At 44.5% G+C, this 14,120-nt stretch carries 12 protein-coding genes; 8 read left to right on the forward strand and 4 right to left on the reverse strand.

All coding sequences use genetic code 11. The annotated features are described in order from the left end of the window. Positions 1–22 precede the first annotated feature (22 nt). Positions 23–2,323 (forward strand): TonB-dependent receptor, encoded by a 2,301-nt coding sequence (locus ABUE30_RS11560; RefSeq protein ID WP_408623939.1) that lies wholly within the window; start codon positions 23–25, stop codon positions 2,321–2,323. Between the two features lie 66 nt (positions 2,324–2,389). Continuing rightward, positions 2,390–3,070, forward strand: a complete 681-nt coding sequence (locus ABUE30_RS11565) for a MotA/TolQ/ExbB proton channel family protein (protein WP_408623940.1) — start codon at positions 2,390–2,392, stop codon at positions 3,068–3,070. Positions 3,071–3,197: 127 nt separating this feature from the next. Here ABUE30_RS11565 and ABUE30_RS11570 read toward each other — a convergent pair whose 3' ends face one another. Genes ABUE30_RS11570 through ABUE30_RS11580 form a run of 3 tightly spaced genes read right to left on the reverse strand, consistent with a single transcriptional unit; the run spans position 3,198 to position 5,036 of the window. Then, a complete protein-coding gene (locus ABUE30_RS11570; RefSeq protein WP_408623941.1) occupies positions 3,198–3,749 on the reverse strand; it encodes a 1,2-dihydroxy-3-keto-5-methylthiopentene dioxygenase in 552 nt (183 codons plus the stop codon). A 13-nt stretch (positions 3,750–3,762) separates the two neighbouring features. Continuing rightward, positions 3,763–4,431 (reverse strand): acireductone synthase, encoded by a 669-nt coding sequence (gene mtnC / locus ABUE30_RS11575; protein ID WP_408623942.1) that lies wholly within the window; start codon positions 4,429–4,431, stop codon positions 3,763–3,765. Continuing rightward, complete coding sequence (locus tag ABUE30_RS11580; protein ID WP_408623943.1) at positions 4,428–5,036, reverse strand: methylthioribulose 1-phosphate dehydratase; 609 nt, start codon at positions 5,034–5,036, stop codon at positions 4,428–4,430. Before ABUE30_RS11580 ends, mtnC begins: the two co-directional genes overlap by 4 nt. Before the next feature lie 136 nt (positions 5,037–5,172). Here ABUE30_RS11580 and ABUE30_RS11585 point away from each other — a divergent pair, with 136 nt between their 5' ends. From ABUE30_RS11585 to ABUE30_RS11600, 4 genes are all read left to right on the forward strand, one after another. After that, a complete protein-coding gene (locus tag ABUE30_RS11585; protein WP_408623944.1) occupies positions 5,173–6,330 on the forward strand; it encodes a pyridoxal phosphate-dependent aminotransferase in 1,158 nt (385 codons plus the stop codon). Between the two features lie 425 nt (positions 6,331–6,755). Continuing rightward, on the forward strand, positions 6,756–7,364 hold the full coding sequence (locus ABUE30_RS11590) for a sigma-70 family RNA polymerase sigma factor (protein WP_408623945.1): 609 nt from the start codon (positions 6,756–6,758) through the stop codon (positions 7,362–7,364). Next, on the forward strand, positions 7,364–7,543 hold the full coding sequence (locus ABUE30_RS11595) for a zf-HC2 domain-containing protein (protein WP_408623946.1): 180 nt from the start codon (positions 7,364–7,366) through the stop codon (positions 7,541–7,543). The genes ABUE30_RS11590 and ABUE30_RS11595 overlap by 1 nt, the downstream gene beginning before the upstream one ends. Positions 7,544–8,045: 502 nt before the next feature. Continuing rightward, a complete protein-coding gene (locus tag ABUE30_RS11600; protein WP_408623947.1) occupies positions 8,046–9,773 on the forward strand; it encodes an ABC-F family ATP-binding cassette domain-containing protein in 1,728 nt (575 codons plus the stop codon). Positions 9,774–9,907: 134 nt separating this feature from the next. Here ABUE30_RS11600 and ABUE30_RS11605 read toward each other — a convergent pair whose 3' ends face one another. Then, entirely contained in the window at positions 9,908–11,263 is a 1,356-nt protein-coding gene (locus tag ABUE30_RS11605) for a sigma-54 interaction domain-containing protein (RefSeq protein ID WP_408624124.1), read from the reverse strand. Between the two features lie 234 nt (positions 11,264–11,497). Here ABUE30_RS11605 and ABUE30_RS11610 point away from each other — a divergent pair, with 234 nt between their 5' ends. Continuing rightward, positions 11,498–12,379: an MBL fold metallo-hydrolase gene (locus ABUE30_RS11610; protein WP_408623948.1), complete on the forward strand. Its 882-nt coding sequence runs from the start codon at positions 11,498–11,500 to the stop codon at positions 12,377–12,379. Positions 12,380–12,453: 74 nt separating this feature from the next. Further along, complete coding sequence (locus ABUE30_RS11615; protein ID WP_408623949.1) at positions 12,454–14,037, forward strand: TIGR01244 family sulfur transferase; 1,584 nt, start codon at positions 12,454–12,456, stop codon at positions 14,035–14,037. The last annotated feature ends 83 nt before the right edge of the window (positions 14,038–14,120 follow it).

The raw sequence follows: 14,120 nt of genomic DNA on the forward strand, positions 1-14,120 counted from the left end.
GATAGTAAGGGAGCACTATTTAATGAAGATCCGTAAGATTTACCTTGTGCTGTTAGGCACCGGGATGATGGGAGGAGCAGTGAATGCTTTAGCCGCTGACACAGGCACAGTGGATGTCGGCAAAGTCACGGTCATTGCAAAAAGTAAAGACAGTGGGCAAATGGTTCAAGAAGATGCCGCTAAAGCGCGTTCAACCGTTACGCATGATGCGCTAGTTAAACAAACTGGCACTGCCAATGGTATCGACAAACTTAAATATACCCCTGGGGTGTCAGTGGCGAGTAATGATGAAACTGGTCTAAGCGGCTTTAAGTTTACTATGCGAGGGATGAGTGGTGATCAAATTGGTGTCACCATGGATGGTGTGCCGGTTAATGATTCGGGCAACTATGCCATGTATCCGAATTTATTAGGCGATCCTGAAAACTTAGAAGAAGTTTTTGCAACGCAAGGTACCTCAGATAACGATGCGCCGCATATTGGTTCAAGTGGTGGGAATATTGGTTTGGTATCACTTCGTCCAACTAAAAAATTTGGAGTGTTCGCGAAACAAATTTTTGGCAGCAATGATTTGACCAAGACCTTTCTGCGTCTTAATACAGGAAATATAAATGGCTTTCAAAACTATATTTCTATGTCACACACTGAAGCCGATAAGTGGAAAGGGGCAGGCAAGCTAAAAGCCAATAAAGTAGAACTTAATTCACTTTGGCAAAATGATGGTGGTGACAGCGTTAGTACTATCATTAAATGGCATAAACAAGAAAATATCGCATACGTTACGCCGACATTAGCTCAATATCAAAAAGATCATAAATTTGATATTTCATCGAAAATGCAGACTTGTAAAGCGGGTAATGGTGCCACCTATATGTGTGGCAGTTATTACAAGGAAAGTCAGAACCCATTTGAAAATATTACCGCATCAATGACTAGTCGATTTCATCTGAATGACTCATTGTTATTAACTATCGCGCCTTATTACTATGTTTCGAATGGTGGTGGGGCTGGATCTTATGTTCAAAATCTAAATAATAGTTCGAACAAAGGCGGTATTTATGATCTGAGTAATCTCAACAGCCGCACCGATTATCAACAAGATGGTGTCCTGACTTCGGGAAGCTATTATCGTCCTTCTTGGACAGAAACTTGGCGTCCAGGGATTACTACCAAATTAGATTGGGCTATTAATGAAGAACATAACCTGCAGGTGGGTTATTGGTATGAACGCGCTAGACAACGGCAAAGTAAGCCTTATGTTACACTCAATAGTGATGGTAGCCCATCAACCATATGGGCTAACTATGATGGGTCACATCAGGTTAAAGATGCCAATGGTAATACAGTTCAAGGACGAAATTACTTTACCGTTACGCCTGCTCAAAAATTGTTCTTAAATGATACGTGGAATGCGACAGCTGATTTAACCTTATTTGGTGGTATTAGTTACTCACATGTTCAACGCGAAGGACACAATAGAGGTAGTTTGTATGATCAGCCTAGTAATCCGTCTGCTTCTTATTCTCGGTTCTTACCAACGGGTAATGTTAAATATCAAATAAATAATAAAAATTCAGTATTCTATAACATCTCAGAAAATATGCGAACGCCTCAGAACTACGCACTATATAATGCAGGTGATTCGATCAGTACGAAACCAGAAATAAGTTGGAATAATGAGTTGGGATGGCGCTATCAAACTGAAATGACCAGTATGAGTGCGACCATTTACCATTTAGCATTTAATAATAGACAAGTTTCAACCAAAAACAGTAGTAATGAATATATTTTGAAAAATATAGGTAAGGTCGTCAATTCAGGTATCGAACTTGAACTGGGTGGAAAATTACCCTACCAATTCAACTATTATGCTTCTTATAGTTATACTAAATCGGAACAAAAAAACAATATAACGACGGAAGGAATAACATTACCAACGAAAGGAAAACAAGTTGCGGGTGTTCCTAAAAACATATTGAACTTAATTTTAGGTTACGATAATGGTACCTATTATGGTTCACTCGCTGACCATATGGTAGGTAAACAATATGGTGATATGACTAATGATCAGTCTATTCCTGGATTTAGTGTTTTTGATTTGTCATTAGGTTATCGCATTCCTTACACATTTATGGGTGTGAAAAAACCAGTGGTTCGTTTAACAGTGAACAATCTGTTTAATAAAAATTATTTATCCGGTGTTGATTCAACCACTTTCGCATCTAAAAAATATAGTAATAATGGTAAGTCCTTCAGTAGTGCTCCCCAATATCTGATTGGTGAGCAGCGTTCACTTGAGCTGTCCTTTGAAGCGAGTTTTTAAATTGTTTTCATCCAATCGGCTCGCCATTTGAGCCGATTGATTTTTTAACCTGAAGGGCGTTATCTTATGAGTATGAATCTTATTCATGAAATTATTTTTTATATTATGTACTTAGCTGCAGCAATTGGCGCTTTTGTGATTGTTGAGCGCAGCATCTATTTTTCGTTCACACTGCGCCAAGCGCGAAAGTTGGAACAGGTGTTAAGGCAGCCTATTGGGCAGTTCTCGGATATTCCGGAGTCGCTCCGGCAAAAAGACTGTTTACCTATTCGTTTGCTGAGTGATTTTTTTGCAGGCTGTGACCCCCTGAGTACGCACAATGAACTAGAAGATCTCAGTCAGGCTATCTATATCTCGATGCGCGGGTTGTTGGTGAAGCGATTATGGTTACTCGAAGCGATTGTTGCCGGCGCGCCGCTGCTGGGATTGTTAGGAACCATCTTTGGAATTATAGACACTTTTAAAGCATTGGCCGAGTCAGGTGTATCTGATCCGAGTCTCGTGTCTAAAAGTATCGGTACAGCGCTTTATGCGACAGCTCTGGGGATTGGTATCGCAGTGGTAGGGCTAACCTTTAATCACCAGCTACAAGATCGCCTTGAACTAATTAATGATCATTTAAAGATTTTATTATTGCGTGCAGGTATTACCAGTAAAGCAGCGATAGCTGATGTTAACTCTTATGTTGAATCACCCATTCACGATGATACTCACACCTCGAACATGTCCCAACGTGTATTTGTCTAAGGGCGTTGGCTGCATTCTGATCATGAGTGTATTACCAGCATGAGTTGATATACACACCGTTGGAGCTCTTTGGTGAGCTCCAAACGCTGTGTAGTTGACCGTTAAAGTGGTTTAATCAAAGTTGTTGCTATAAAAAACACGAATCCATCAATGGGTAGTTTTTGGCAATATCATCCCCAGTAAATTGGGCGACCCAGCCTTGCGGATTGTTAAAAATGCGGATGGCAGTAAATAGTGGTTCGCTCCCCATATCAAACCAATGCCGGGTACCTGCAGGCACTGAGATTAAATCCTCTTTTTCACACAACACTTGATATACCTTGCCTTGTAGGTGTAGGCAAAATAACCCTGAGCCCTCCACAAAAAAGCGGACTTCATCTTCGCCATGAGTATGCTCATCTAAGAATTTACGACGCATCGTCTCTTTTTGTGGATTATTGGGGCGAATGCTGGCGACATCCCAGCTTTGGTAACCTTCGTCGGCAACCAGTTTATCAATGGCATGCTGGTAGGCTTTGATGACGGTTTCTGCATCAGGGTCATCGCCAAGTACTTGGTTCGCTTGCCAGCGCTCAAATCGTACGCCAATGTCAGCTAGTTGAGCGATAATCTCATTTGCATTATCGCTTTGCCAGTCAATGGTTTGGTCAGTATCATTATAAATCGTTAGGGTACTCATTGGCTTACTCCGTTTAAATTTGTGAGAAATCGCTAACCTGTGGATGCTGGCTTTGCGCATCTGCCTCGCCTCTAATGAGCTGTAAGGTCTGCCAGCCAGCTGCTTTAGCGGCATCGAGTTCTTGATGGATGTCTGATAAAAATAACAGTTGTTCGGCAGGCAGATCGATCTGTTTAGCGATTTCGATATATGATCCAGTTTGGCGCTTATGGCCGACATGTGTGTCAAAATAACCGCTTAAAAATGGGGTTAGATCGCCTTCATTGCTATAACCAAATAATAATTTCTGAGCTGCAATTGAACCTGATGAATAGATATAAAGAGGTATATTCTGTGCTCGCCAGCGCTTGAATGCAGGCAATACATCTGCATACAGATGGCCCGTAAAATCGCCGTTTTCATAGCCGTAGCGCCAGATCATCCCTTGTAGTGCTTTGAGAGAGGTAGATTTGAGATCTTCATCCATAAACTCAAGTAAGGCATCAGTGACTTGCGACAATGAGGCTTCAGACTGGTCTATCTCTTGGCGAACACCATCAATGGCGGCGCGAACCTCTGAGCGATGTTGTTGAGCATTGATAAATTCGGCTAAACGCTCGCGTGCATAGGGAAATAGAACTTGATGGACAAACTGAATGTCAGTGGTTGTCCCTTCGATATCAGTTACAATCGCGCGGATCATTGTTTCTCCAAAGCGCGAAGGCGCAAGTCACATTCAAATAAAAACTCAAGCCCTTCTAATTGACGCCGTGCTTGCGCGACGGTTTCACCCCAAGTAGTAAGACCGTGGCCTCGCAGTAAAAAGCCGTAATGGAGCGCGTTGCCAGATTGTGCAATCCGTTTGGCAAGCGCGTCGATATCCTGATCATTATCATAAATCGGTAGTGAAACGGCGTCTAGATGGCTGGTTTGCCCCTGCAGGGTTTTTTGCATCTCATAGCCTTGTAACGTCAGTGTGTCGCGCCGCTCAAGGCGAGACAAGACCGTGGCATTAACGCTATGCACATGCAGTACTGTCGAAGCTTGTGGATAAAGCCGATAGAGTAGCGTATGCAAGCCGGTTTCAGCTGATGGCGTACGCCCACTTGACGCATGATTGTCTGCTATCCGCACGGATATAAAGTCATCGCTCTCCAGCGAGCCTTTATCTTTGCCTGATGCGCTAATCCAACACCAGTCGGCATCAGCGCGTATCGACATGTTTCCGCCTGTGGCTGGCGCAAAGCCACGCTGACCCAGCCAATGACAGGTGTTAATCAGCTCATCAAGGTGTGTTGGATGTTTCATAGTTGTCCTTTTTTCAGCCGTCAAATGGGCCTTTCACTCGCACGGGCGACGTATAGACGTCTATATGTCTTTATTGCCAAATAGTAACATCGTGCTATAGTGACGGCAACATATGCTTTACTTTGGACCATTATTGATGAACCACCGCCTTGCGTTAAAGAGTAAACTCCCGGCACTTGGTACAACTATCTTTTCGCAGATGAGTGCTTTGGCCGAGCAATATCAAGCCATTAATTTATCTCAAGGTTTTCCTGATTTTGATGGTCCAGAATATTTGCAGGGGCGCTTGGCTTATCATGTCGCGCAAGGCGCAAACCAGTATGCCCCGATGACGGGTGTGGTCGCCCTGCGTGAGGCGATCTCCGAGAAAACACAGGCTTGCTATGACTATGCGCCCGATGTGAACGCTGAAATCACGGTCACGGCCGGAGCCACCGAGGCGTTATATGCGGCGATTACCGCATTAGTACGCTCTGGTGATGAAGTGATCTGCTTTGATCCGAGTTATGACAGCTATGCCCCCGCCGTTGAGCTTTCGGGGGGGGTGTTAAAACGTATTGCTCTGCAGCCTCCTGAGTTTACTATAAACTGGGAACAATTTGCCGCGCTTGTGAGTGAGCGGACTCGTTTGGTGATTTTGAATACGCCGCATAACCCTACCGCGACTTGTTGGTCAGCTGATGACTTTGCAGCGCTTTGGCAGGCGATTAAAGAACGCAATATTTTTGTGCTTAGTGATGAGGTATACGAACATATCTGCTTTAGCCATGATGGTCATGCCAGTGTATTAGCCCACCCACAATTGCGTCAGCGAGCGGTTGCCGTGTCATCTTTTGGCAAAACCTATCATATGACGGGTTGGAAAGTTGGTTATTGTATTGCGCCAGCTGAGATCAGTGCTGAGATCCGTAAAGTACATCAATACTTAACTTTTTCGGTGAATACACCTGCTCAGTTAGCTCTGGCTGATATGCTGCGCTACGCCCCTGAACATTATCAGCAGCTTCCTCATTTTTATCAGGCCAAGCGTGATCGCTTTATCAAAGCACTTGCAGCAAGCCGTTTTAAAATATTGCCTTGCCAAGGGACCTACTTTTTATTAGCCGACTATAGCGCCATCTCTGATTTAGATGATGTCGCATTCTGTCGGTGGTTAACTCAAGAGGCTGGAGTGGCGGCCATCCCACTCTCTGTTTTTTGTGATCAGCCTTTTGCGCACCGATTGATTCGACTCTGTTTTGCCAAACAAGATGCGACCTTGGATGCCGCCGCTCAGCGTTTAGTCTCGCTATAGTGCCCAATTTAAACCTGTGAGCTCTAACATGGCTTCATTAAAACTGTTTATTGGTTCATTTAATCAGATGATACGCTGGATGAGTATATTGACGTAAATGATGAATGGATAACGAGCTGTCAAGAAATTGCGTTGTTATTGGCGTTTAGGACGATGGCATCTTGAAGTAGGATATGCTGCTCAATTTGCTGCTGGACTATCCTAGATTTCTTGTACGAGTCATCCGTACGGTTTGGAAAAATCTATTTTTAGTTGATCAGTCCACTATGAGCGTATGAGCGAGTACATTAATTTCATCTGCCGCGTGTTATAACGAGAATCAATTTAGCCATGTGTCACTATGCTGCTTTTGTAAGTTAAGCTGAATTGGGGTAATTAGCTAATCTATAGCTCTGTTAGAAATATGAATCGGGTGGGCGACGGGTATGGATGAAGTGGCTGATGTGGAGCCTTCGGTTATCGTCGATGAAAAGGCATTACTTGAGCTGCGCCAGCAAATGCTTAAATTTGCTCGCCAGCAGATCCGCGATGCTCAGTTGGCTGAAGATGCGGTGCAAGAGGCTTTGATAGCCGCTTATCAGCAAGTTGAAAAATTTGGGCGACGCGCTGCATTTAAAACATGGGTATTTGCGATATTAAAAAATAAATTAATTGATGTGTTACGTAAAGAACGTCGTCACACGGCCGCTGAAGATCTTCAACATGGCTCAAATTTAAGTGGTGATGAGCTGATGGATGTTTTGTTTAAAGAGAATGGGCACTGGAACCCCCATGAAACACCGCAAACATGGCACGAACCGGATGGCGGTGTTTATTCAGAAGATTTTTGGCGTGTTTTTGATGCCTGTTTGAATGCATTACCTGAAAAATATAGCCGTTTTTTTATGATGCGCGAATTCTTAGAATTATCCACCCAAGAAATTTGTCACAATGAATCATTAACCGTATCCAATCTCAATGTTATTTTATATCGTGCGCGGATTCGTTTGCGTGAATGTTTAGAAGATAACTGGTATCTCGAAGGAGTCGATTGATGCACTGTAAACATGCGACGCGGTTGTTGTCGGAACGATTAGAGCGGCCTTTAACATTAATCGAGCGTATGCGCTTGCGCTTTCACTTGTCTATTTGCAATGGTTGCTCGCGATTTTCTGAGCAAATGCTGCAGCTACGCCACATTGCCCATACCTTTTCTCGAGGTGGCAAGCAGTAAGTTTTGAGCATTGCCTCACATCGGCTCATTTATTTTATCAGGTAAAGCGACTGATTTTAGGTTGTTTATCGCGTTGGCTATATTGAACTTATCTGTTTATTTGTAGCTCGGACCGATTCAGCGTAGCGGTGTGCATCATCGGTTATGGGGATCACAAGATGGGTTGCCAAAGAGCCATCGGCTTGGGTGCCTCAGGTTATCAGTGCAATATGATAGGGGTTGCCTTTGGCCTCGACTTTTGTACAATGTCTGTACTCATTCACCCGCAGCGTCGCTGCTTATTTAAAGGAGACCGTCTATGTTAATGTGGAATCAGATCAATCCACGTTTATTTGGTATAGATGCTCGCTCAAGAGTTTGTGATATCGCGCTGCGATAATCTCGACTTGAGCGAAACCATTACGTTACCTCTTTGTTTGTAACCGAGTGTCTTTACTCGAGCTTTGAGAATTATTGTCAGCAATTGACAACGGCCTCTTTGGCCAAAATTCTTGAGTAAACCATGAGTACTTATTTATCAGCCCAATCTCTTTCAACTGCTTTTAGTTCTGAACCTTTGTTTGAATCGGTGAGTTTTACTATTCATCGCGGTGACAAAATTGGTTTAATCGGCCATAACGGCTGTGGTAAAAGCACCTTACTAAAAATTCTCAGTGGTCAGCCTATCGGCTACAGCGGGCAAATTGCCTTATCTAAGCAATGTCTTTTGGCTTACGTGGAGCAATCACTGCCGACATCCTTGTTAAGTGTGTCACTGTTGCAAGCTTTAGCCGAGCAAGTGAGTGTGGACGCGCTTTGGAAAGTTGAGCGACTACTGAGTGAGCTGGGTTTTAGCCCGAACCAGTGGCAACAACCTGTGCAAGAGCTGAGTGGGGGTCAACAGATGCGCTTATTGTTAGCGCGTGCGGTGATCAATCAACCCGATCTATTATTACTCGATGAACCGAGTAACCACTTGGATCTGCCAGCGTTATTATGGCTAGAGTCCTATTTGCGTAGTTGGCAAGGCTCGTTTGTACTGGTCTCACACGATGATACATTGCTCGACAAAGTGACGCATTGTACTTGGATCATGCGTGATAAAACCCTGCATCACTTTAACTTATCGTGCAGCGCAGCGCGCCAAGCGTTGATTGAGCGCGATGAAACGGACCGACTCCGTCATCAAAGTGAGCAAAAGGAGATCGATCGCTTAGCTCACAGTGCCAAGCGTTTGGCGACTTGGGGCAAAGTCTATGACAATGAAGATCTCGCCCGAAAAGCCAAGACGATGCAAGCACGGAAAGAGCGTCTTGAAGCGCAGCAAACCCAGCTATCGGATGGCGCTCCGTGGACGTTGCGGCTGCAAGGCGATACTTTACCCGCTAATCGATTACTTGCTATCGAGCAGTTCTTCGTTAAGCCAGCGAGCGACTCGAGCGCGCTGTTTAGCGTTGATTCAAAGCAAGTTAAAAGTGGTGATCGTATCGCGATTATCGGTCGTAACGGTACTGGGAAGTCTACTTTTCTAAATTGCCTTTATGCGCTCTATCAGCAGCAAGAAGAGGCGTCGGTGCAGTTTCACCCGAGCTGTCAGCTCGGCTACTATGACCAATCCCTCCATCAACTCCATGACGACGACTCCCTCATCGACGCTTTGCAGCCCTTTGCGCCGATAGGCGATGAACTGCGCAAACGAGCCCTGATCAGTGCTGGGTTTGAGTTTCAGCGCCATCAGCAGAAGATCGCATCGTTAAGTGGCGGTGAGCGATCTCGCTTGTTGTTCGTCGGCTTGACGCTGGCGCGTTATCACCTTGTGTTGCTCGATGAGCCGACCAACCACCTTGATCTGGAAGGCAAAGAGGAGCTTATTTCGACCTTGCAAGACTATCAAGGGGCGGTGTTGCTAGTGAGCCATGATCGGCGTTTGATTGAGCAAAGTTGCAATCGCTTCTGGCTCATTGATGAGGGACAATTAAGCGAATATCTCGATATCGAAGCTATCTATCGACGCTTGTCGGATGATTCGAATGAGTTAGCCTCTGATAGTGATGCACAAAGCGCTGCGGCGTCTGCAACTGGCACGCCTGCTCATCACTGTGATGAGGAAGTGTTGTTGCAACAGCTTATAGAACTCGAAGCGTGTCTTGATGCTGACTGTCGACGTAAAGCAAAACACCAAAAACCGGCATTGCAAGCAAAATGGCGCCAAGCGATTATTCAATTGAAAACGCGCTTAGAGCTTTTTTAAGCACCAGTTACTATCGGCTAGTCTGACTATAAAGAGCACTTTGCTGCTCTTTTTCTCAAGATTGATTGGCCTGTCGTTTCGTTTTTTATGATAGTGAAATCTTCATCTATAACCAAATATGCAGGTATTGCTATTTACTCTATTTTTGCTGTTAAGCCATTGAGTTTGCGATATAACGAGCGCAGGCTAATTCCCGCCACTTTGGCGACATGTTCTTTGTCGTGGTGATAAAAATTCATAAGATTGGATAAGTAGCGCGCTTGCGCGGTTTTTAGGTCGACCCAATTTCCATCTATTGTCATCGCGTTTGATTGGGCGAAATCGGTCGCTATTGGCCAGTTAGGGCGCTGGTTAATATGGATACATTTTTCAATGGTATGTTGCTCAATCAGATTGGTATCGGTCAAAATAACGGCGCGATTAAGAATATTGCTTAGTTCGCGTATATTGCCGGGAAAGGTGTATCGTTTGAGTGCATTAAGCGCTTCATCAGTTAAATGGTATTCCTTTTGTTGATCAATTCGTTGCAGTAATGTTTTGATCAATAGATGCAAATCATCGACTCGCTCACGCAGGGGGGGCAGATAGATAGGAAAGACATTAATCCGATAGTACAAATCTTGTCGAAATTCACCGGCTTTGACCATCTGCTCGATATTTTTATGTGTGGCACAGATTAACCGAAAATTGGTATGTTTTATCGTCGAACAACCAACGGCGCGAAACGAGCCTGTTTCAATCAAGCGTAATAGTTTCACTTGCATCGATAGCGGTACATCGCCGATTTCATCTAAGAACAGTGTGCCTTCATGTGCCAATTCAACGAGTCCGGTTCGATTGCTATTGGCGCCGGTAAATGCGCCTTTTACATGGCCAAATAGTTCACTTTCAAACAATGAGTCGGTCAGTCCCGCGCACTCGAGTGTAACCAGTGAGTGATTAGCTCGAGAACTGCTCTTATGAATGGTATGTGCAACTAATTCCTTACCAGTGCCCGATTCGCCCAGTAGTAACACCGATGCGTCGCTATGACTAACGCGGACGATCTGCTCAAGCATATGATTGAATGCGTGACTTGAACCGACCAGTGCTTGCGCGTTACTCATGGTGTTTGCAACCGGAATGGCGCGCAATAATTCAACAAAAAATCTTAGCTGTCCTTGTAGGTTATGAATGGGCACAATTTGGACATCGACATGGACTTGACCGTGAGGCGTTTGATGTACATGTAAGGCGCGCTCTTTGCGCCCTGAGTGAAGTGAGGTGAGTAGCGGACAACTTTCACCGACTTGGTCGCAAGGCACCGACGCGCCATGAGAGATCTCAAAACAGTGGGGCCGATTGTGAAGAAAAACCTCGCCAAATTGTGCTGTATAGCTCTGGTTGATGGCTAAGATTTGGTAATCCAAAGAAACCAATAGCGCAGGACAATCATAGCCCTCCAGCATATCAGCAAAGCCTTCAAAAGAATCATTGCAAGACACAACCATATCCATAACAAATTTGCTACATATGACAAAAGTTATGTCAAATGTGGCGTAAATTGGTATATTAGTCAAACCTAATTTAATGGCGAAAAATAAAAAAACATGTAAATCAAATAGATCAATTATTGATCATGGAGTTGGTACGATTTCTGCCCTTACTTTAGCCAGTATTCAACAAGATAATGATTCAATCACACAAATAACTGATTGATTATATGCATAATAGTGAGGTGTGAAATGGTTACAACTGATATGGTAAAGCCCGATGTGGTCGCCTTTTTTGATAAGGATAGCCATACCTTTTCGTATATTGTCAAAGACCCACAGTCGACTAGCTGCGCGATTATCGATAGCGTCTTGAATTTTGATTATGCCTCTGGCAAGGTCTCGTTTATCGGTGCTGATGAAATCATCGACTATGTAGTCGTGCATCAGTTACAAGTCGAATGGTTAATTGATACGCATGTCCATGCTGATCATCTTTCGGCGTTACCCTATCTGCAAGAACAACTGGGCGGGCAAACGGCGATAGGTCAGCAGATCACGATTGTGCAAAATACGTTTGACACAATTTTTAATGAGAGTGATGACTTTTATCGCGATGGTTCGCAATTTGATCATCTGTTTCATGATGGTGAGACTTATCAGATTGGCTCACTTCAATGTAAGACACTTCATACTCCTGGGCACACCCCAGCTTGTTTTACGCATGTGTTAGGGGATGCAATTTTTGTGGGCGATACCCTATTTATGCCCGATGCTGGCACCGCACGTGCTGATTTCCCCGGCGGCGATGCCGGTGTTTTGTTCGATTCGATTCACAAAATTTTTGCTCTTCCCGATGATTATCGTATCTTCATCTGTCACGACTATTGCCCTAATGGGCGAGCCTTGTCCTATCAAACTAGCGTACAAAAGCAACGCGAGCAGAACATTCATATTCATCAATTGGTGAGTAAATCCGCCTTTGTTGAGCTGCGAGAGAGTCGAGATAAAACCTTGGCGATGCCTCGGCTTATTCTACCCTCTATACAAGTCAATATGTGCGCTGGGAATCTGCCAAAAACTGAGAAAAATGGCTTGGCCTATCTAAAAATTCCATTGAATGCGTTTCACTAACGTGCGTGTTCTATTCTTAATAGTATGTGAAAAAAAATAAAAAAATAATAAATTAAACAAGCGAGAATGACCCTATGATACGTAAAAAAATTACTGAGCAGTATTCGGTATCTGAACAACTAACCCCTGAGGATGTCGACGTACTGGCACGCGATGGCGTGACACATATCATATGTAATCGACCCGATGACGAAGAGGCAGGGCAGCGACCATTTACTGAAATTGCAGCTATCGCCAAAGAAAAAGGGATGCAAGCTATTCATATTCCATTTGTTGCCGGAGGCATGCAACCGACTCATGTTGCAGCGTTTAAAGAAGCGATGCGAGACGCAAAATGTGTGCACGCCTATTGCCGCAGCGGTAATCGCAGCCACAAAATCTGGCAAGCGGCCCAGCAAACGGACAATCATGCAAGCGTCGGTCAACACACTCATCAATATGATGTTGTCATTGTCGGAGCCGGTTCGGCAGGGATTTCTACAGCCGCTAGTATATCAAAACGCAATTCATCGCTGCGGATCTGTTTGATTGATCCCTCTGTGGACCACTTCTATCAACCCGGTTGGACGTTAGTAGGCTGCGGCGTTTTTGAATCCTCTAAAACCCGGCGAAATATGGCGGATGTGATCCCTAAAGGCGCGAAGTGGCTCAATGAATCGGTTAAGACATTTATTCCTACCGAAAATAAAGTGCTGCTTGAAAACGGACAGATCATTGATTACCACTTTTTAGTGATTGCTGCTGGTATTCAACTGAATTGGAATGCAATTGAAGGGCTGAGTGAAACACTCGGGCAAAACGGTGTGACTTCCAATTATCGCTATGATTTGGCGCCTTACACATGGAAACTCGTGCATGAGCTTAAAGGGGGAAAAGCAGTATTTACCCAACCGCCGATGCCAATTAAATGCGCCGGTGCGCCGCAAAAAGCGATGTATCTGTCTTGTGATTACTGGCTTAAACATAATAAACTGCATAACTTTCAGGTGTCATTTTGTAACGCTGGTGGCGTGTTGTTTGGCGTGTCTGAGTATGTGCCAGCGCTTGAAAGCTATGTCAGAAAATATAATGCCAAGTTGCATTTTGGTCAGACCTTAGTTCGCGTTGATGGACCTAATCATCGTGCTTATTTTGCCACTAAAAATGAACAAGGTGAGCCCAGTGAAGTTGAGGTCGAATTTGATATGTTGCATGTTTGCCCGCCGCAAAGTGCACCGGATTTTATCCGCGAGAGCCCGCTGGTGGATGAGTCAGGATGGGTGGATGTCGACCGAGATACCTTGCAACATAAGTCGTTTGACAATGTTTGGTCGTTAGGCGATGTGTGCAATGCGCCGAATGCCAAAACATTGGCAGCGGTGCGCAAACAAGCGCCTGTTGTCGCGCAAAATATTGTGGATGCGTGGGCTGGTAAAAGCCTTCGGGCCACTTATGATGGCTATGGCTCATGCCCTTTAACCGTGGAGCGAGGCAAGATTGTATTGGCTGAGTTTACCTATGGCGGCAAGGTTGCACCCACATTCCCTAAATGGGTGAATGATGGCACCAAGGCGACTTCCTTTGCGTGGATTTTGAAAAAAGATATTTTGCCCCCTTTTTACTGGCAAGGAATGCTCAAAGGCTATGAGTGGTTTGTAAAACCGAAAATGCGTTCGTAACACGCTAGCAGACGTTTGGCTCTCAATGGGCCAAACAAAGTATTTTGATCAGCGCGCCGAGTGAAAAGCTTCGGTGCTTTAGA

It is taken from the genome of Celerinatantimonas yamalensis, assembly GCF_046054155.1.
Lineage (GTDB): Bacteria > Pseudomonadota > Gammaproteobacteria > Enterobacterales > Celerinatantimonadaceae > Celerinatantimonas > Celerinatantimonas yamalensis.